Annotated in this window: 17 protein-coding genes and 1 pseudogene; 15 read left to right on the top strand and 3 right to left on the bottom strand. The window is 45.7% G+C overall.

Annotation, left to right across the window (positions count from 1 at the left end; translation table 11 throughout):
* Nucleotides 1-222 precede the first annotated feature (222 nt).
* From J2Z66_RS12455 to J2Z66_RS12425, 7 genes are all read left to right on the top strand, one after another.
* The gene (locus J2Z66_RS12455) at nt 223-1212 is read left to right on the top strand and encodes a CotS family spore coat protein (RefSeq protein WP_209971736.1); all 990 of its coding nucleotides are present in this window, start codon (nt 223-225) and stop codon (nt 1210-1212) included.
* Nucleotides 1213-1233: 21 nt separating this feature from the next.
* Entirely contained in the window at nt 1234-2310 is a 1077-nt protein-coding gene (locus J2Z66_RS12450; RefSeq protein WP_209971735.1) for a glycosyltransferase, read from the top strand.
* A gap of 2 nt (nt 2311-2312) precedes the next feature.
* Nucleotides 2313-3149, top strand: a complete 837-nt coding sequence (locus J2Z66_RS12445) for a glycosyltransferase family 2 protein (RefSeq protein WP_209971734.1) — start codon at nt 2313-2315, stop codon at nt 3147-3149.
* A gap of 16 nt (nt 3150-3165) precedes the next feature.
* Entirely contained in the window at nt 3166-4113 is a 948-nt protein-coding gene (locus tag J2Z66_RS12440) for a GT-D fold domain-containing protein (RefSeq protein WP_209971733.1), read from the top strand.
* Nucleotides 4110-5441 (top strand): UDP-glucose dehydrogenase family protein, encoded by a 1332-nt coding sequence (locus J2Z66_RS12435; RefSeq protein WP_209971732.1) that lies wholly within the window; start codon nt 4110-4112, stop codon nt 5439-5441. The genes J2Z66_RS12440 and J2Z66_RS12435 overlap by 4 nt, the downstream gene beginning before the upstream one ends.
* Nucleotides 5438-6391 (top strand): NAD-dependent epimerase/dehydratase family protein, encoded by a 954-nt coding sequence (locus tag J2Z66_RS12430; RefSeq protein ID WP_209971731.1) that lies wholly within the window; start codon nt 5438-5440, stop codon nt 6389-6391. Before J2Z66_RS12435 ends, J2Z66_RS12430 begins: the two co-directional genes overlap by 4 nt.
* Nucleotides 6392-6468: 77 nt before the next feature.
* A complete protein-coding gene (locus tag J2Z66_RS12425) occupies nt 6469-7989 on the top strand; it encodes a YheC/YheD family endospore coat-associated protein (RefSeq protein ID WP_209971730.1) in 1521 nt (506 codons plus the stop codon).
* Nucleotides 7990-8095: 106 nt separating this feature from the next.
* Here the strand turns inward: J2Z66_RS12425 and J2Z66_RS12420 are convergent, their stop codons facing one another.
* Complete coding sequence (locus J2Z66_RS12420; protein ID WP_209971729.1) at nt 8096-10741, bottom strand: alpha-galactosidase; 2646 nt, start codon at nt 10739-10741, stop codon at nt 8096-8098.
* Between the two features lie 286 nt (nt 10742-11027).
* Here J2Z66_RS12420 and J2Z66_RS12415 point away from each other — a divergent pair, with 286 nt between their 5' ends.
* Together J2Z66_RS12415 and J2Z66_RS12410 are read left to right on the top strand one after the other, a co-directional pair.
* Nucleotides 11028-12764 (top strand): SulP family inorganic anion transporter, encoded by a 1737-nt coding sequence (locus tag J2Z66_RS12415; RefSeq protein WP_209971728.1) that lies wholly within the window; start codon nt 11028-11030, stop codon nt 12762-12764.
* Nucleotides 12765-12818: 54 nt separating this feature from the next.
* The gene (locus tag J2Z66_RS12410; protein WP_209971727.1) at nt 12819-13628 is read left to right on the top strand and encodes a GNAT family N-acetyltransferase; all 810 of its coding nucleotides are present in this window, start codon (nt 12819-12821) and stop codon (nt 13626-13628) included.
* A 15-nt stretch (nt 13629-13643) separates the two neighbouring features.
* Here J2Z66_RS12410 and J2Z66_RS42610 read toward each other — a convergent pair.
* Nucleotides 13644-13805: pseudogene (locus tag J2Z66_RS42610) on the bottom strand (transcriptional regulator); the annotation flags it as partial.
* Between the two features lie 198 nt (nt 13806-14003).
* Nucleotides 14004-14888: an AraC family transcriptional regulator gene (locus tag J2Z66_RS12405; protein ID WP_209971726.1), complete on the bottom strand. Its 885-nt coding sequence runs from the start codon at nt 14886-14888 to the stop codon at nt 14004-14006.
* 257 nt (nt 14889-15145) lie between these two features.
* Between J2Z66_RS12405 and J2Z66_RS12400 the strand changes: the two genes are divergently transcribed.
* The 6 genes from J2Z66_RS12400 to J2Z66_RS12375 all read left to right on the top strand — a co-directional run bounded on the left by J2Z66_RS12400 (nt 15146) and on the right by J2Z66_RS12375 (nt 20645).
* Nucleotides 15146-15541 (top strand): hypothetical protein, encoded by a 396-nt coding sequence (locus J2Z66_RS12400; protein WP_209971725.1) that lies wholly within the window; start codon nt 15146-15148, stop codon nt 15539-15541.
* Between the two features lie 15 nt (nt 15542-15556).
* Nucleotides 15557-16408: a phytanoyl-CoA dioxygenase family protein gene (locus J2Z66_RS12395; protein ID WP_209971724.1), complete on the top strand. Its 852-nt coding sequence runs from the start codon at nt 15557-15559 to the stop codon at nt 16406-16408.
* A 22-nt stretch (nt 16409-16430) separates the two neighbouring features.
* A complete protein-coding gene (locus J2Z66_RS12390) occupies nt 16431-16670 on the top strand; it encodes a hypothetical protein (RefSeq protein ID WP_209971723.1) in 240 nt (79 codons plus the stop codon).
* A 54-nt stretch (nt 16671-16724) separates the two neighbouring features.
* Nucleotides 16725-17015, top strand: a complete 291-nt coding sequence (locus tag J2Z66_RS12385; RefSeq protein WP_209971722.1) for a hypothetical protein — start codon at nt 16725-16727, stop codon at nt 17013-17015.
* A gap of 252 nt (nt 17016-17267) precedes the next feature.
* The gene (locus tag J2Z66_RS12380; RefSeq protein ID WP_209971721.1) at nt 17268-19238 is read left to right on the top strand and encodes a right-handed parallel beta-helix repeat-containing protein; all 1971 of its coding nucleotides are present in this window, start codon (nt 17268-17270) and stop codon (nt 19236-19238) included.
* 39 nt (nt 19239-19277) lie between these two features.
* Nucleotides 19278-20645 carry an ABC transporter substrate-binding protein gene (locus J2Z66_RS12375; RefSeq protein ID WP_209971720.1) on the top strand — a complete coding sequence of 456 codons (1368 nt, stop codon included), beginning with the start codon at nt 19278-19280 and terminating at the stop codon, nt 20643-20645.
* The last annotated feature ends 5 nt before the right edge of the window (nt 20646-20650 follow it).

Here is a 20650-nt window from a genome sequence, read left to right as displayed (position 1 = left end):
CAAAAAAACGGATCGTATGACAGCGATGTTGTTCAGAACGTATTCCTCCCTCAGCTTTGGTATGTTTATCCTTTTAATCTATGATCGTTTGCACCAGGATGTATGGACGATCGTTGATAGGGCGGGTAATTTAAGAAAAAAGAGCTCCGTTGCCCAAGATTTTTACATGAAATTGCATATTCTGAAGGGGAGAGCGGACAAGGAAGAAAGGAGCGGGAAGCAATGGATCGGTTATTACGAAGCATAGAACAACTTTACGGGTTCAAAATCAAAACTTGGAAAGTAATTAAGCATATTAAAAATTCAAGCTTTGTTGCTCTTATAAAGACGGATGAAGGTAAGAAAAAAATTGTGAAGAGCCTCTATATAACACCTGAACGGCAGTTGTTTATCGTCAAATCCGAGCAGCTGCTGGCTGAAAAAGGCGTGAAACTGGCTCGCCCCATACCGTCTTTGCAAGGGGAACTATATATGATCTTCGACAAGGTTCCATATGTCCTCTACGAATGGATTGACGGTAAGAGCAGGCAACTGCGGGACAGGGACGCTCTGGAATCTATGGTGCAGGTGATGGCCCGGTTTCATCGTGCTTCCCGCGGACTGGATTACCCCAATGAAGTGCAGATCTATTCCCACCTCCCTTGGGAGCAAGACTACAAACAGCGGTTAAAATCGTTAAAAAGCTGGCACAGCAAGCATAAAGGTTCAAATAACAGGAAAGCTGTGATCATCAGCCGCCATCTCCCCTTTTTTCAAAAAATGGCCCAAAAGGCACTGGAGAGTCTGCATACAAGTCACTATCAGAACTACATGGACGGGCTGGATTCCGCCAAAAGCTTAGTGCACGGAGACTTTCATCATATGAACCTTATTTTCCAGAAAGATGTGGGAGTGCTGATCGATTTTGAGGATGTCCGGTACGATCTTCCATCCAAAGATTTGCTGCGTATTTTCAGCATGTACACCAAGCAAAACCCGTTTGAAGGGAAAATGTTCCGCGGCATGATGAAGACGTATGAGAACATCAATCCGTTTCCCACGGAAGTCAGACAACTAGTGTACATGGATTTGTTGTTTCCACATATTTTCGAACGGATGCTTCGTAAAAAAAAATATAAAAAAATGAGCGCCCCGGAACTAAAGGAGTGGATCAAACAGGAAAAGGAAAAAGCGCTATATGTGTACGATCATGACTTCAAGCCACAACATTAATCGAGAATAGGAGGGACTTTGTTGAAAAAAATAGCTTTTGTCCGCTTACGCTATCTTCCTCCGTCTGAAACTTTTATTTATGAAGAACTGAAAAATATTAAAAGCTTCGAGCCGATCGTGTTTACCCGTAAAAAAATGAATTTGAATCGTTTTCCTTTTTCCCGAATAAAAAGATTGCCACACAAACCCACGCATATTGCCCGAAAGTTCAAGGAAAAAAAGATCAGACTAATCCACGCTCGTTTTGGAAACGCGGGAGTTAATCTGATGGGAGTGAAACGGCGGCTTCGTATTCCTATGGTCACCTCCTTCCATGGATTTGATTTACCGGCCAAAAGAAGCAGGCACAATACTTACCAACGAAAGCTTCCGATGTTATTCCGAATTGGTGACATATTCACGGTTCCGTCGAGGCAAATGGAAAAGCAGCTGATCCGTTGGGGGTGTCCCGGGCACAAAATTAGAGTTATGTACAGTGGCATTGATTTGAAAAAATTTGCCTATGTGCCGCGGGAAAGCAAAACTGGGCATATAACGATCATCGCCGTCGGACGCCTGCATAAAAAGAAAGGCTTCCGTTATTTGCTGCATGCTTTTAAGAAAGTACATGCCAAGCACCCTTCCGTCCGTTTAATTATTGTAGGAGATGGAGATGAGCGGGGTAATTTAAAGCGGCGTATTTCAGCGTTAAAGCTAAACAAATGCGTCAGATTGACAGGGCTGGTGGCACATCATCAACTCTCCGGGTTGTTGAACCGGGCAGATATATTTTGCCTGCCAAGTGTAACGACCAATGATGGGAATCATGAAGGCATTCCTAACGCTATTAAAGAAGCAATGGCCATAGGTCTCCCTATCGTATCGACACGTCACGGAGGTATTCCCGAGCTGGTCACGGATGGACAGGAAGGCTTATTGGTACCGGAAAAAAACGTCGACATGCTGGCAAAGAAGCTCAAATATTTGATTGAGCATCCGTCTCTTTGGAAGGAAATGGGGAGCAAAGGACGCGAAAAGGTGGAAAACCAGTTCAATTCAGCGAAGCAGGTCAGAAGCTTGGAAGCTATATATAAAGAATTAATCAGAAAGGGGAAATGATCATGGATAAAGGCGAAATGGTAAGAGTCCATTCCGCGAACGGGGGCTCCCAGTCTCCGCTGGTTACCGTAGTGATCCCGACCTATAACAGGGCGAAATTCATAACCCGGGGAATTAAAAGTGTATTGCGGCAAACGACAGGCAGATGGAAGCTGTTAATTATTGATGACGGTTCGCAGGACAATACGAAGGCGATTATCAAACCTTATTTACATGATCCCAGAATCCGTTATGTCCGGCAAAAGAAGAACAGAGGTGTGTGCTATACATTGAACCATGCCTTGGCATTAGTGGATACGACTTACTTTTCACAGCTTGATGCAGATGATTGGTATGAGCCGGACACGCTTGAAGCCAGTTTGAGACGGATGGAAAAAGCCGGGACGAAAACTGCAGTCGTGTATGCAAATGACAAGGTGTGGAAGGCAAGAAGAAAAGGGAAGGCCAAATATGTAAATACAAAAAGAAAGCGTCAGATCCACGGCAAATATGATTTCATTACGTATCATCCGATGGTATATCCCCGTTTCTACCGGACAAAGGCTCTGCGCAAGGTTGGCGGCTGGTCGACAAGGGTGCCGCAAGGAGGCCGCTTTGCCGAGGACAGACAAATTCTGCTCAAGCTGGCTGGACGCTACTCATTTAAATGGATCAACCGGGTGCTGTACAACCGCCTGAAGCACAAAAAAAATAATTCGAGAATAGAAAATCGGGATAAATACGCGAGTGTGACCCGTTATTTGTACAAAAAGGCATTAAAACGATGGGGAAATAAGTATAAACCAAAATTCAAATGGGTTAAAGGCCGGCTTAAAGTAGGCAGGCTAATCAAAAGATGAATAGCGAGGGAAGCGTGTGGACACAGAGAAGCGGAAAAATTGGTTAACGACGTTGGACGTGATTGATGAAGTCGCCAAGGCACTGGAGGAGAAAAAGCCGCTTTCCATCGTGCGTGTCGGTGACGGGGAAAACATCTGCCTAACCCAATACAAAGTATGGCCGATCCGCCGGACGCTTTCCACTCGCTGGGCGATGCTATCCCGCAGCACGAATTGGAAAGGTGTCCGTCTGCCCAATGTCCAGCTCCGCGATCAATTGATCAAGTCAATCAAAAAGGCGGATATTGTGGGAATTCCTTACCACAAGGATACAGAAATATTGGCCAAACACCGATATTTGCGTCCTCTGACGGATGCTTGCTTCAAAAAATTCAATATTAACCCGGAAAAGGTTTGTCATACGTTTGTAAATCGTCACATGGTCGAGCATCTGCAATTTTGGGAGATGCTGAAGGGGAAAAGGGTCGTCGTCATCTCCCGTTGGGCCAACGACTTCAGTAAATTGCTGGGCAAAAGATATGAGGAATTCGACATTGAAATCGTCAAAACGATTTGTATTGACCGATTCCAAGAAATTCCAAAGGTGCTGCGCGCAATGAAGCTGGTGGAATGTGATCTTGTCTTTATTTCCGCGGGAGTCAATGCGGTCATATTGGCGCAGAAGCTTGCGGAGAAGCAGGGACGGATTGCGATTGATTTCGGGAAATCGGCGGTTTTCATGGTGAAAGGAAACCGCAAGGTTCAACCTTGGAATCCGAAGCATCCTGACAAGCGAAATTCACGCAAAGAATCACGTAGGGAATCAGATCAGGATTCATTTGTTGATCCCCAGATAGATCTGCAAATAGATCCGAAGTTGAAGCTGTATGGTGCATCGCAGATAGGTACACCACCTGTAGACTCATATCCAGATTCACGTCCAGATTCACATGAGAGGCTGGAAGAAAGGGGAGAGCAGATTTGAAGATCACCGTCATTGGTTCGGGATATGTTGGCACAACGACGGCGCTCGTCTTGGCCAATCTTGGTCATGAAGTTATCGGCTACGATGTCGATACCGCCAAAGTAGGGAAGTTAAACCAGGGCATACTGCCGTTCAGCGAGCCCGGGTTAGATGAATTGCTTCAGGAGCTGCTGAGCAGCCAGCGGATCGTCTTTACTTCGGATAGCAGCAGCGCTATCAAGCAAAGTGAGATTTTAATGATATCCGTAGGTACCCCCTCCACTTCAAGCGGAAATGCTGATTTAACTTATCTCGAACAAGTGCTTGAAGTGATTGCTGCACATATTAATGCTCCAAAAATTGTTGTGACAAAAAGCACGGTGCCAATCGGCACGAACCGTTGGATGCAGGAACAGCTTGCCGCGAAAATCGACACGGATCAATATCCCGTTGAGGTGATCTCGAATCCTGAATTTTTACGTGAGGGTGAAGCACTCCATGATTCACTGCACCCTTCCCGTACAGTGATTGGCGGGGAGAACAGTTTGGCGATTGAGAAGGTCAGACAGCTGTATACCTTACTGCCGACGACGTATTTCATTTGCAATTACGAAACGGCTGAGATGATTAAATATGCTTCGAACGGCTTTTTAGCTACCAAGATCTCATTCATCAATGAAATTGCCCGTTTAGCCGACCAGATGGGAGCGGATATTCAAGGGGTTGCAGCTGGAATGGGCATGGACCCGCGGATTTCACCGCATCATTTGTATGCCGGTATCGGCTATGGCGGTTCTTGCTTTCCCAAGGATGTCGATGAGCTTCTTCATCTCGCCCGGGAAAAGGGGCTTAGTTTGCACCTGCTCAAGCAAGCCAAGCGCGTTAATGATTCACAGATCGGCTGGTTTGTCCAAAAGATAGAATCACTGCTGCCCTTGAAGGGGAAGAGGGTACTCGTACTCGGCGTCACGTTTAAGGAAGATACGGATGATCAGCGTGAATCTCCGGGCATTCGCCTGATTGAGCAATTGCTGGATAAGGGTGTAGAAGAAATCAGGGTCATAGATCCAACCATTACCTCACTGGAACAAATTCATTGGAGCAAAGGGTTCGATGAACGGGGTAAGCTGAAGGTTCAGGTAGTCTCTGAGGTAGACGCGGCTGTGACTGGAGTTCATGCGGTTCTGCTAACGACTACGTGGAAGCAATTTGCCGCTTATCCTTGGCAAGAGTGGGCGGGAAAAACGGAATCTGCCTATTTATTTGATGGACGGAATTTTCTTGATCCCTTGGAAATGCGCCAATACGGATGGCATTACGTAGGCATTGCTAGGGGGAAGGCGACATGAATATTATTATTACTGGAGCAGCAGGCTTTATCGGATCGCATTTAAGTGAGGCTCTGCTGCAGCTTGGTCATAGTGTTACAGGGGTTGACCATATAGAGTCATCTTCGAATCGGAGCATCAAAGAAGACAATTTGAAAAACATCCTTGTGCATCCGGAATTTCAATGGCAGGCCGTGGATTTATTAAATATCGACCTGAATCGTCTTATCGCCGATGCGGATATTGTGTTCCATCTGGCAGGTTTGGCAGGTGTGAGGAACAGCTGGGGCTCTTCCTTTGAGGATTACTTACATGCCAACATACTGCTGACTCAGGAAATAGCTGAAGCTTGCAAACAATCGGCAAGGTTAAAAAAACTGGTCTACGCCTCCTCATCCTCCATTTACGGCGGTGGCTCTGGACACTACAGCTCCGAGCAATCACCCGCGACGCCCATTTCTCCATATGGGTTGACCAAATTAGCTGGGGAGCACATATGTGCTATTTATCATAAACAGTATGGGCTGCCCTACACAGCGTTGAGGTATTTCACTGTTTATGGGCCAAGGCAGCGGCCTGATATGGGATTTCATCGTTTTATGAAGGCGGCTTTGCTTGAGGAGCCTTTAACGGTGTATGGGAACGGTGAGCAGACACGCGATTTCACCTACATTAGCGATGTGGTGGCAGCTAATATCAATGCGATGAACTATAAAAAGCATGGGAACGTCTTTAACATCGGCGGCGTCGAGACAGCCTCGGTCAATGATATCGTCCACAAAATTGAGAAGCTGTCAGGAAAAAAATTACAGCTGCATTATTTGCCTGAACAGCCAGGTGACCCCTTTGCTACTCGTGCCGACATTTCTCTGGCCCGCACGGAACTGGGGTATAATCCTCTCATATCGCTGGATGAAGGAATGGCTGCCGAGTGGAGCTATATTACCGGGTTGTACGGGAGCAAAAGATAGTCGTATATCCAGTTTCCCGGCAAAATGGGGGACATATGATATAACAGATATCACTCATTGCGAGCGGAGGAAAGACGATGATCGGAATCCTATATCACCCTTCCGTGCTAAGCCGGTTAATGAACGGAAAAGGCAGCTTTGAAAAGCCTGCCTTTTATAAGGAGGCCGCCCGCAAGGCCGAAGAAAAAGTTATTTTTTTCTCACCTTTGGATATTAATTGGCAAAAGGGGACAGTGCGCGGCTGGAACGGAATTGCAGCAGGCAAAGGTAGAAGGGCAGATCGGCTGAGAGTGCCGCTGCCCTCTGTGATTGTTAATCGAATGAGGACCAATCGGAACTATGCAAAAAAAATGATCCAGCGTCTGAAGGGCAGAGGCAGGATCATGTTCAACGAGCACAATGTCGTTTCCAAGCTGAAGATCCATCATATTTTGGCGGCAAACAAGAAGCTGCTTCCGCATCTTCCGGCGGCTGATGCCGTGTCATCCAGCTCGGTGAAGGAGCTGCTGGACCAGAACGCCTGTCTGTTTCTCAAACCAAGCACATCATCAGTCGGAAATGGCATCATTCGCTTTCGTAAAATCAACGATGACACAGTGGCCGAAATGAATATACTCGGGCGGACTAAATTGAAAAAAGTCAGTATCGATCAGATTGTTAGGATCGTTAAACAACGGAAACAGGGGTACCTGGTACAGCGGGGAATCTCGCTAATGAAGCTTGATGGGAACCCGGTCGATTTCCGGGTATCGGTGCAAAAGGATGGAAGAGGGCGCTGGAAGTATGTTGGCTCAGTGGGGAAAATAGCTAAAAAAGGATCAATTGTAACAAATATACATTGTGGAGGACGTTCGCGAAAAGCCGCGGATTTGTTCAGCAGCTGGGGCTGGGATGGACGGAAAATCGAACGGAAAATAGCGAAGCTGGGATTGCGGATTGCCAAAACACTCGACAAAGAGCTCCCCCACATTGCCGATCTCGGATTGGACATCGCGCTGGATGAACAACAGCATCCCTGGCTTATAGAGGTCAATTTCCGCGACTTGCGGATTACGTTCCGGGGTGCCGGTGAGAAGGAAAAGTGGCAAGCTACCTTCGAGAATCCCATTTACTACGCGGCCTATCTAAACAAACAGCTTAAACAGCTCAAGCAGCGAGAGAAGGAACAGGAACAGGAAGAGAAGCAGAAAAAGGAACAGATGAAGGAAGAGAAAGTGAAAGTTAAAGAGCAAGAGAAGGAGCAAGTAAAAGAGAAAGAGAAAGAGAAAGAGAAAGAGAAAGAAGAGCAGCAACAGCGGCAACAGCAGGAAGAAGAACAACGGCAACAGCAAGAAAAAGAACTTGAGGAACGACAACAGGATGAGAAAGAGCAGAAAAAAGAAGAGAAGGAAAATCAGAAGAAGAAAAAGAAGGAGAAGAAGAAAAAGGAGAAGGAAAAGAAGAAAAAGAATGAAAAGAAGAAGAATGAAAAGAAGAAAAAGCAAGAGAAAGAACAGCGGAAAAAGCAAAAGAGCGAGCAGCGGAGAGAACAAAAGCCGGAATCGGAAAAAACTGCAGAGCTGAAGGTTGCGGCGGCCCTTTTGGTTAATGAGGCATAGCCAACAGCAACAAGCCAAGCAGTAGCAACAAGTAAGCTAAATAAGGCTGCAATAAATAACCCGCCAGGGAATTACCCGGGCGGGTTGTGACAGAAACCGTAAGCAATTAGTTGCGTTCCTCTAACCGTTTACGTACATACAGACAATTGATTACTTTTTCTTTTAGATCCTGCACCGTATAGAAGTAATGATTGCTAGCTTCGAAACCGATACGGGAATCGTTGCGAACGATATGGTATAGATCAATAGCCAACTCAATTTCCTCATCAATAATGGCGAACAGTTGGGCTTTAATTTGTTGAATTTCTTGCTCATCGGTTGTTTCATTCAGCTTATCCCGTAGTTTCACAAAGTTTATTTGCATATGAGTAGTTTTGAAATGACAGTAAGCCGCGTTTGCTACATGAAGCAAATCATTGAATGCGGCTTTTTTACCGCTGTCTGAGCTATTGATGAGTGGTTCTGCTTCTTTCAGAATATCGATGCCCTTCTTCCAGCCATCAGCAACTTGCTTGAACTGATCCTCGAAAACATCCTCCGGATAGATCGCCCGCCAGCTCTTCAGATCATCATAGGGAATTCCAACCATAGTAGAATTAAAGCCTGTTGGCGTATCATACAGCAAATTAGCAGGTCCTATGTTTTGTGGAGCATTGTATACTACGGACACGTCGAAAGGAAATTGCTTAAATGCGCTGCTGAATGTACTCCATGCTTGCCTGACAACGGCTCCTGCCTTCTCTCCAAACACTCTGCCCGAAACCAGTTCAGGTCTATTCACGCTCGTTTCTTCCGTATCCCAGTAATATTGGGAAGCAAATTCCAGATTCAGGGAAGGGTAGCCCCCTAAAGTCCAACTGAGCATTAATCCGCTTACGCCTGACTCCTGCAAATTATTCAAATGCTGCTCAAGCAGATCTATGGTCGGCAAATAAGGGACAGAGGAGCATTCCCAGGTCGTATTGAATTGAACTTTGGCTACGGTGGATATCCCTCTTTGTTTAGCTTTTCCCCAAATGCGCAAAGCTTTCTCGCTTGGTCCTACTTGTGAAATGGAATAGTCAACGATATTTCCCTGAACGCCGCCGATATCCGTGATAAGGCCTTCCTCACTGTTGCTCATCACGCTTACTTGAGCTGGCAGCAGGTCAATAGCTTCGTCTATCGTCTCAGCATTCCATCCCAGCCACTGGGTCCATCCCCAGGTCCAGCATAAAATTCTGGCATTTGGGGCTACACTGTGCGCAGCCTCTGCGATAAGCCGGTTGACCTCTGCGGCAACCTCATGCGGACTACGGCTTGCGCAGCGTGGACAGTTGGTTTGTCCGCCGCCCGCCCGGGAGAAGCAGTTCGTCAGATTCTCCGACATGGTGATCGTGAAGAGACCAGCGAGCTTGGGAACCTCTGTGAAAAGTCGTGCAGTGCTGCTTTTGATATAAGCTTGAACATCAGGATGTGAAGTGCAAAGCGATGCATCCTCTACATCGACATGGCCTTTCCAATCCGGGAATTTCTCGAAAAATTGCAAAGGCATTGCCCGCGGCTCATTATAATACAGATAAATACCGATTCCATAATCCGCCGCGCGATCGACCAGCCTTCTTAAGCCTTCAATCCGCTTCTCCCAATCGAGGGATAGCTCTAGATCATGCTCGAACGGAACCAGCTTGTAAAGAACAGCCTGCAGCCAAACTCCGTTAACCCCAAGCTTGGAGAGCTGCGATAAGAGCTCATCTGGATAAGGATCAATGTTGGCGTCCAGCAGCGGATCTCCATATACAGCAAAATAGGAATATATATAACGCAGGTCAAAGCGGGTGTTGCGTACAGTCAATGCTTGCTTAAGGTAAGGTGCATTGCGTTCTGTCATACTTTTTTGCAGCCAGTTCAAGCCTCTTAACAGCCCAACCTCGTCTACCGCCTGAATGTCGATTTGGTCCGCAGTAACCTGGATACGATGACTTTCAGATAATAAGGAGGAATCAGGAGTAATGGTAAGCGAAATCTTCCGCTGCCCGGAAGCATCCGTCGCAACAGTAGAATCTGCTGCATCTGCCGCATCGATGGAAACGGATGAAACAGGTAGTTGGATGCCCCATGCTTCTTCATGCTCAGTCGCAAAGCGGAGTGCAAACGTCTTCACTCTTTCCAGACCTTCAGGATAGGTGACCGTCCACTGCTCGTTCAGCAATACTTCATCAGGATTTGCCGAGACGAGCCATGGTGCAGCCGATTTATCATTCTTTTTAAAATTATTCAGAAAATCAAATGGCTTAACCGGGCTTTCGGTGCGGCTATCTGGAAAATGAGTATCGATAATTCCCCGTATTTCTTGCGTACGGATTTCTTCATCTTGGGTAAGTGGTCTATAAGTAACAGGTTCTACATTAGGCTTTAAATAACCCAGTTTGACCCAAAGAAAGTCGTCCTCTTTGAGCGCATAGGCAAGCATGTCAGCACTCCATCCAAGGAGCTCCAACAGCTGATCGTAGGGCAAAATATGCCAATTGGTGCGTATGATCGTAATATAGCCGCGGATCAACCATTGTTCATCAATGCTGGGAGGAACGCGCAGTCCCATATTTTGGGCAAGCTCAAGTACATTTTCTTCCGTAGTTCCTAATATTTTTGCTAATCTGTCCAACGGAACAAGCTCCCAATTACGCCATACAACCGTTTGTTGAAGCGTTGGAAAATGGGGGAGATTCAGCGGTTTAATGTCTTTATTTTCTGAATAGCTGGGATACAACATAGTTACCTCCGCATATGCTTTAGTTGGCTGCCAGTATCGGAATTAGGGCAGATTATATATAGTCTATAATATTAAATATTTAATTGTCAATTAATCATTGAGCATGATTTGAGCAGGCATGTACATCCTGCGAAAACTGCCATTATAATTGGGTAAAAGCTCAAATCTAATTCAAAAGAAGGTGTTTTTTCAGGCGTTTTTTGCATTGACAATGCAGCATACCAGGAGTATCATTCCTACTATATATTCAAATAATCAAATATATAAAACAAAGAAGGTAAGAGTGATGAAATGGACGGGTAGATTTGAAGGATACCATGCAGCCGCGTTTCGCAAGGATCTCATCTCTGGTCTTATTGTAGGGGTAATTGCCATTCCATTAGGAATGGCTTTTGCTATTGCCTCCGGCGTTAAGCCGGAATATGGTATTTATACAACGATCGTGGCAGGCATACTGATTTCCTTATTAGGAGGTTCCAAATTTCAGATTGGCGGACCGACAGGAGCATTTATTCCGATTCTCTTCGCTATAGTGATGCAGTATGGCTATGAAAATTTGCTGCTCGCAGGATTTTTGGCCGGTATAATTCTTTTTGTTATGGGAGCTTTGAAGCTGGGGGCTTTAATCAAGTTTATCCCCCGTCCTGTGACCATCGGGTTTACAGCAGGAATTGCTGTCATTATTTTTAGTGGTCAGATCGCTAATTTTTTAGGGTTGAGGGATATTGAAAAGCATGAAAATTTTTTCCCTAATATGAAGGAAATCATGATGCAAATGTCCACCTTTAATATGTATAGCATTGTGACTGCCGGGATTTGCTTGCTCGTCATTGTATGGACACCGAGAATGTTGCCTAAGGTGCCGGGAGCTTTGGTGGGGCTCGTCGTGTCGAGTGTCGTCGCAGCGCTGTTCTTCGAAGGAAATGTTGCTACGATTGGATCGACATACGGAGCTATTCCCAGCACTTTACCTCATTTTCATTTTCCGCATATGACTTGGGAGAGGATTGAGATTGTCATACGCCCCGCATTTATTATTGCTATGCTGGGGAGTATTGAGTCTTTGTTATCGGCAGTTGTGGCAGACGGGATGACAGGGAGTCGCCATAACAGCAACCGCGAGCTGATGGGTCAAGGGATTGCCAATATGATAACACCCCTTTTTGGAGGAATTCCGGCGACCGGAGCGATTGCCCGTACAGCCACGAACATTAAGAACGGCGCAGTCTCGCCTATGTCAGGGATCGTCCATGGTGTAGTTGTTTTGCTCGTACTAATTGTGCTTGCCCCTTACGCATCCCGCATTCCGCTTGCCAGTATGGCTCCTATTCTGATGCTGGTAGCTTGGAATATGAGTGAGCGCAAGGAATTCATGCACATTTTGAAAACCAAAACGAGTGATTCAATCGTGCTGCTCCTTACATTTTTACTGACCGTATGCACCAATTTAACAACCGCAGTTGAAGTTGGCTTAATCTTGGCCGTACTTTTATTCGTGAAACGCATGAGTGAAATATTAAAGGTGGCAAAAGGGCTGCCTGATCCGACTGTGAAGCATGAGAAAGTGAAGGCACACATGGTTAACAAGGGCCACGACTGCCCTCAGATCAATATGTATACCATTGAAGGGCCCTTGTTTTTTGGCGCAGCAAATATGTTTGAGAAATCAATTATGGATACGATCCACTCGAGACCGAAAATTTTACTGCTTCGAATGGCGAAAGTACCTTTTATGGATACAACAGGAGAGTCTAATCTGGCCAGCCTAGTGAACCACTTCGTCAAATTCGGCGGTATTGTACTGATGACTGGCGTTCAGCCGCAGCCTTTGGAGATTTTGAGAAAAACTGGCCTTTATGAGCTTATAACATCTGAGCACTTTTTCGAGCATACGGGTGAGGCCATTGACTACGCACTATCCCGCCTGGACACTGAGAAGTGTGTTGGCTGCAAGCATTTTGCGTTTCGTGAATGTACGGCCTTGTCCAAAGGGGAGTCCTGCCTTATATCTAATCTTATCTAATCATTGACTAAAAGCTCTTGCATAGGTAGTATGGGAATATTTAGGGGGTGTAAGATGCTTGAAAAATTTAGTCTAAATGACAATGCTCTAAATCAGGGCCTTTTTCTAAGGGATGAAGTTCAATACAATTTGATGCATCGTATTTGTGATTCAGAGAGCTCGACTTGCCTCAAATCTTCCGATGGCCAAATGATGTATGCTCAATCAGAAGGACATAATGGCTGGCTGTGGATTTCAAATAAGGCTGCAGACGATACAAAGAAAGCATTGCTGCAGGAGCTGCTTCAACATTTAGAGGGCAAGCAGGTGCAAGGCCTATGTGGAGACCCTCTTATAGTAGAGATGTTTATAAACGCCTATACGAAGCTTAATGGGGTTAAGCATCAGCCAAAGATGCTGTTGGAATCCTATTTATGTCCTGAGGTGAGGAAGCCCTTGGAGGTAAGGGGCACCTTGCAAAAAGCAGACATGCAGGATGTAGAAACCATTGCCGAATTTTTGGCGGGATTTTTAGAGTGGGCCTTTGGGACAGCGGTTGACCCGTCCAGTCAAATAGCAGCAGCAGAGGCGACGATTGAAGCCGGTAACCTGTATCTTTGGATCGTAGAGGGTGCGCCTGTGTCCATGGCTAACATTGCTCATCGCTCTCCCAGGCATGCACGTATAAATGATGTGTACACTCCACCTGCTTTTAGAAAAAAGGGTTATGCAAGCGCCATCGTAGCTGAATTATGTACGATCATACAAAGCGAGGGCCTGGTGCCGATGCTGTATGCGGATTTAAAGAATCCGGATTCGAACAAGATTTATAAGAACGTAGGATTTGTGGAAAGCGGTAAGATTGCTGATATTGGATTTGTTTAGAGGCAGATTGTAAGGTAGATGATCGAAATGACCAACAGCGGGAAACCATACTGAACGCAGAAACTCGACCGTTCCATGACCTAGCCCCTTACTGAGTAATTCTCGTCTTTTGTGATTGTTCTCTGAATTCATATTCGCCTCCAGCCATTCTTCGTATTTCAGTTCAAAATGAGACACTATGATCTACTCCCCTCAGCAAAATAACACGCCGCTTTCATACAACCATCCCTTACAGTGGGTTGGTTTGTATGAAAGCGGCGTGTTCCTCACGACCTATGCTGCTAGTATAACGTCAACTGCTTATTTCATCAATAGAGCACATGGACATTTTGTAGCGAGAAAGTTTATCGTGTAACAAAATTATTGTATTAGATTTCACCGCCGTGCCATCACCGATTTGGCGTACTCAGAGGGGCTCATACCGGTCAACCGTTTGAAGGTTTTGGAGAAGTAATGAACGCTGCTGAAGCCGAGCATGCTGGATATTTCCGTAAAGTTGCGGACATCCTCGCGGATGGAAAGCTTGGCCTGCTCAATCTTCATATAGCTGAAATATTCCATAATGCCTTTGCCCGTTTTCTTCTTGAAAATATCCATCAGCCGACTTTTCGAAACATGCAGGGTATTGCTGATTTCCGAAATATGGACATGGGTGTACAAGCGGAATTTTAAAAACTGGATAATGGCATTTGTCATGTCGTCGTCGCTTCGTTCTTTGGCTGGAGAGGAGAGTGAAGTGTCGATTTCGCTAGGGGGGTTGGTTGTCATTTTACGAAGCAGACGGATTAGAAATATTTCCAAATAATTTTTGATCATTTGCTCAGAGCCGGTTTGCTGGTCATCCTTGCGTTGTAAATGTAATTGAAAAGGGAAATTGAAGGCGTTAGTGCCTTCCTTGATAATATCAGCAAGCAGGTTGCGCTCCCCGTCCTGAAGATAAGTAACATAATTATGAAAATGCCGCATCGCCTTGGAGCTGCTCTCGAAAGTGATTACGATCAGATTGATGGCCTTGTCCTGAATGGCATGGAATCTATGGAATTCATTGGGCTTGTGAAAAATAAGAGAGCCCTGCTTCAAGCTGTAATGGATGCCGTCCGCTGTCATCTCAATCTCGCCTTTATCAACATAAAACAGCTCCCAGAAATCATGATCTTCGCCGAGAAATTCGAAACATTTGGAAAATTCCAGATAGTACATCGTTACAATTTTATTGATAACTATTGTGGGCTTCAAATGAACTTTTTTATATTCAGGCATGACAGGAACCTCCTTAAAATTGCTAACTTGTCAACTTGACTACTTGCAAAATGGATGATTTCTACCAACAACTATGCCATATATGCCATAACCCTCATTCAGAGGAGGATTCTGAGTGATTCTGAGTCATTCGAGAGAAGAGATTCCAATTCCTTCTTGTTGACATAAAATCCTTTTTTTCGATAATTGGAGGACGAGTTTCCTGATTGCAGAGCTGACTGTTCCTGAAAGAAGGACTGGACAAAAAAACAAAGATTTTGGGTTATAAGACAAAGCATTTCTCAGATGTTTCTATCTATAATGAAAGCAGTTTCACCGTTAACCGGGAACTGATGCGATTCGGCTCTCCGGGCGAATATCAGCTGGACTGCATGGTGGAAGCGCCTAACGGCAAAATCTATATCGGTACCGCATACGATGGTCTCGTATACGAAATGAATCCGATAACCGGGGAGATCCGCAATCTCGGATCTCCGCCTGTTGACTCCACTCCCTGGATTTTTACGATGATTTGCACCCGTGACGGGGAGATCTACGGTTGGAAACGGGAATCCGCGATAGACGGCAACGGCTGCAAAGATTTACATTCAAATCGTATCGAACCAGTAGGGAAAGAACTGCTGGAGGGTAGTACCGAAATGAAATTCATGTGAAAGGGTGGAGTTACGATGTTTCAACCGAAGTCGTCTTATCGACAATTTTTTGAGGAAGGCTATCTTGTTTTCCCGCAAGTGTTCGAGGGAGAGCAGTTGGCCAAGCTGCTTGTCGCCTCCAACTATGTGCTGGAGCAATTTACGGAGGAGTTTGACAAGCTGAATCCGGGCGTTGATTTCTATTCCATGCGTCATCTGAACGATGCCCGTTGGCACAGGGAAACACGCGAGCATTTCAAGACGATCATGGAAGCGGTAGCCGATCCCCGTTGTTTGGGACCGGTCGAGCAAATATTTGCCGGTCCGTCACTGTTCCGCAGCACCAGTTATTTCGTGAACCCGCGTTTTACGAACAAGGAGGGTGATTGGCACCGCGACTCGCAATTTGCGGTCCAGAGCGAACTGGAAGAGTTGGAAATTTTAAAAAAAATATGGAGTCGGGATTATTCGGGAGGCTTTGGCCTGCAATTTCAAATCGCGCTCGTGGACAATGACGATGTTGAATATGTACCTTATTCGGCAGGCCGGTTCGATTCGCCGGAAGAATCATATATTCGGCTTGCCGATGAGAAAATCCATAACCGCGATGCGGGGATGCCGGGCGCGATGAGGATACCGCTGAAGGCCGGAGACGGACTCATCTTCAATCCGTATGGGCTGCACCGGGGCCGATATCACCATGACATTCCCCGACGCACTTTAATGTTAACTTACACGACGTTGGAGAACCCGACGTACGACTTTTTTTCCGATCAGCCGTGGTGCGAAGAGCCGGGTTATCTGGATGGGTTGTCATCGCGCGCGGCAGCTTACTTTCAACAATTTGCCGATGTGTATCGCGATTTCTGGGTTTCGAACAAGAATTAGAAAAAAAATTAGGAGGTATTTATTGTATGAAATCTATTTTTTATCGAAAACAGCCTTCATAGCCTTCATCCTCATTCTGTTACTCACTGCGGCATGCAGCAGTAAACCGCCGGGACCGGCAGAGGAAACGCCAAGACCCGATGCGACGAAAAGTACCGGAACCTCCAAAAGTCCGGAACCTGCCCAAGAGGTGAAGCACGATCCGGTTAAATTAAAACTGGCTAGGAGTCGGATTGTTTCATCTCGACTGGCGGACAGGTAAACTGACCAGCTGCGGTGTTGTTCCCGGAAATCATAAGACGAAAGGGCTTCAATCATGCAATCTGATTATAAGGACTCTGGAGCAGCGTCCGGACGGTTTATTGTGGGGCGATACGAACCGGTTCGTCTTACATTCGAGGAGTATTGGCGAAACGAATCGACAGAAGGGCCGCTGCATCGAATCGCAGGAGACGGGCTTTGGTTTTTTTCAGCTGGCCGCGGTCGATTATACAAGGCGGTACCGGAACGGCTCGAAATAGTATCCGTTGCGGACAATCCGGAGCCTGTCACAAGCCGCTGCCTTGCTGCCTCACCAAGCGGATTGCTCGGAGCGGACACAGATTAAATATTCGGTAATAGCTGGACAAAAAAACAAAGATTTTGGGTTATAAGACAAAGCATTTTTCAGATGTTTCCATCTATAATGAAAGCAGTTTCACCGTTAATATAGGGGAGGAATGCTGGATGAAACTTGTCGGGTGTTGTTTCGTGAAGGAGGAAAGCGGGTCAAGAATAATGTGCAAAAGAAAGTAATCGATTTCTAAGGAAAATGCCTTTGCTAGTTTACTTTGATATTTCATTCTGAGGAGGAACGTCAATGAATTCAACAAACGATCCGCATACTCAAGAGCAGAAAATTACGGCTGTAATAAGCCGAAGAAAGTTACTAGGCGTCATTGGGGCAACTGGGGCTGCCCTGACCGTCGGTTCATTATTCACAGGTGGAGGCGTAAGCCTGGCAAATGGAGATTCCGATTCCAAGGAATGGTTGAACGTTAGACGAAAGGGGGTCAAGGGGAATGGCACTAATGATGACAGAGCAAAGTTGAATAGTTTAATCGGAGAACAGAACGGCAAGCTGACTACTTTTTATTTTCCGCCTGGTGTTTACAGAATTGGATCTCTACTGGACTTTCCGGAACATATTCGTCTCATACTTGATCCGGGTGCGACCCTTGCGCCTGATTCTACAGTTACTGTAAAAATTATGGGAAGAGTAGAGGCAAAAGTACAGCAGATTTTTAGCGGAGCTGGAGAAGTCTTGGTTCAAGGGACCTTGAATGCACAGGTTTATCCTCAGTGGTGGGGGGCCAAGGGAGATGGCATTACCGATGATACGGCTGCTATTCAAAAAGCGGCTGATGCAGCCTCAAGTTTAAAGGGTAAAGTATTTTTTTCGCAGGGTACTTATCTATTTAGTACAAATATTCGTTTGAAGGATAATACGAGCCTGGAAGGGGAATCAGCCGTATTAAAAGCGGCACCCGGCGTGAATGACATCGGAATCATGGCTCAGAATTGCTCCAATATACGAATAAGTCATCTGACAATTGAGATGAACAATCCGGGAGCACCCGGGCAAAGCGGGAATCCGACCCAGCATGTGGGGATCAAGATTATTTCAAATGGCAAGACGTCTTCAGGGTTCACGATCAGTCATGTTACTGTGAAACATACTAAAGGCTATGGCATATGGCTGCAGGGATTGCCTGACGGAAATCCGGTCGCTCATCTGGCCCAAAGCACGTATACAGTGGATGATGTGCTGATCGAACATGTTACGGTTGAATCCAGCCATATGGGGATCGTGGTGGCCGAGGGAAGAAGAGTTGAAGTTAGCAATTGCAAGGTCAGCAAATGTCTGGATTCGGGAATATTGTTATATCATTGCTCTGATTACTCCATGGTCAATAATAATTGCTCCAGCAACGCCGGACATGGGATCACTGCCGATTTATCCCGCTATGGAACGACTTCCGGAAATATTTGCCATGATAACATCAATGAACAGTCAGGCTTAGCTTGGGGAATCGTGATGTCCCGCAACTGTCAGAATTTTGTGGTCAATGAAAATGTATGCCGTGGCAATATGACTGGTGGTATTTCCATCGATGTAACCCTCGACGACATGTCTCCTGTCAAAACTTACGGTATCGTTTCCAATAATGTTTGTACAGATGCCATCAGATTTCATGGGATATATGCAACTTATGCACATGACTTGGAGATCACAGGCAATCACTGCTCCAACAATAAGATGACGGGAATTCAAGTGGGCCCAGTCCATAATGTCAATGTAAGCGCTAATACGTGCAAAGGAAATGAGACCGGGATTAACACCGCAGGAAATAGTACAAATCTGTTAATCAGCTCTAATGTATCCAATGAAAATAAGGTGTATGGGATCGTATTTTATGAAACTTCCTACTCTTCTCTTCAGAATAATACGATTCAATGGAACGGCGCAAATGGAATTCACGTCGGATTTATCGCTAATTCCAGCATTGCGGGAAATGTGTGTACTGGAAACGGGGAATTGAACGCCCAAAATGCGAATATCTGGGTGCTTGGCGGATCACAGCGAAATTCAGTACAGGGAAATACAGTAAGAAGGGACAGGAACGGCGCAGCTGTGAGCAAATATGGAATCGTGATCGATCAACAGTGCACGTCCAACCTGGTAATGAATAATGATGCTTATGAAGGTGGTACTACCGAGGGCATATGGAACAACGAAACTACAACTCATCTTGTGAATAATCGGAAAAATGATGGGACATTTGCCTAGCTTTAGCTCTACATACATGTATAAAAAGGGGAGATTAATATGAAAAGAAAGCCCTCATTTGTTTTATTTACGTTACTGCTAGTAAGTTTGCTGATTTTTACGGCATGTTCAAAAACAAATTCCACTGAAGAAAGTGCATCACCAGAAGGCACACAACAAACGGATAACGCTGCAGCGACAAAAGCACCCCCGAAAGAGGAAGAGAAGCACGAGCCTGTTACTCTGAAATTGCTGGCCTGGCATGTAGGAGCTCATCAGGAGTTGTTTGATAAGTTTCACGAAAAGTATCCATGGATAACGATCGAGGTGGTGGAATCGGGAGTTGACAAAGCCGTTGCCATGCAGGCAGCTGGCGATCCCGCCGATCTGGTATGGATTTCAGGGTTAAGCCCTTGGCTTAAGGATGGTATGCTGGAGGATCTGACTCCCTATATTGCCAAAGATGAGACGATACAAAATGCAAAAATCATTGATGGCTTCCTGGATGCTTTTAAAACACCGGACAATAAAACCTGGGCCATTCCTTATACCGCTATATCCGAGTGGATTGTGGTCAATAAGGATTTATTGAAAAAGCACGGCATGGAAATGCCTCCTTATGATTGGACTTACGATGACATGCTGGAAATGGCCAAAAAAGCTACAGATCCTGCAGCGAATGAATATGGGATTTCCTATGATGCTCTATTTTCCCAACAGTTTAGCTGGATATTGCCTGTAGCGAATGGAAATGCCCAGAATTTAAGGTATTTCAACGAGGATTTGACGAAAAATTTAGTGGACACGCCGGGTGTGCAGGCTGACTTGAAGTGGCTGCAGGAGCTGACAACCAAGTGGCATGTCAGACCTACGGATGAAGAAGCTAAGAAGCTGGGCTGGGAACAGGCCAATAATTTCCTGACCGGCAAAGTACTGTTTACCCTCGGCGCAGATTGGGTCATACCGGGGTATAACGAGCATGCAACCTTTGAATGGGATATTCTCCCTCTGCCAAAGGGCAAGGCAAAGCAAGCAACGGTTCAAATTCTGGGGCCGATAGGGATTCTAAGTGCATCCAAGCATAAGGAAGAAGCGTTTAAATGGCTCAGCTTCCAGTTTGAGCTGGAGGCCCAGAAATGGAATGTGAACAATGGCTCTAGTCCATTTGTTATTCATCCTGAGATCGATGCCGAAATTGACCGGACGCCAACCTGGGAAGGCAAAGACAGAGAAGTTGTGAAAATGACCAGGACCATGTGCTGTAATTTGCCAGGCCCGACCATTCCCGGCTTAGATTTTTTTGATGCAAACATTGATTTACAATTGTATCAGGCGATGACAAGCGGCGCCGACATTACCTCACTTATACCTGCAGTTGAGAAATTTAATGAAAATACGTTGAAAATACGCAAAGAGCTCGGCTGGTAATTCAT

Source organism: Paenibacillus eucommiae (assembly GCF_017874215.1).
Lineage (GTDB): Bacteria > Bacillota > Bacilli > Paenibacillales > NBRC-103111 > Paenibacillus_AI > Paenibacillus_AI eucommiae.
The sequence above is the reverse complement of the archived record's forward strand: the minus strand, read 5'-3'. Positions and strand labels throughout refer to the sequence as shown.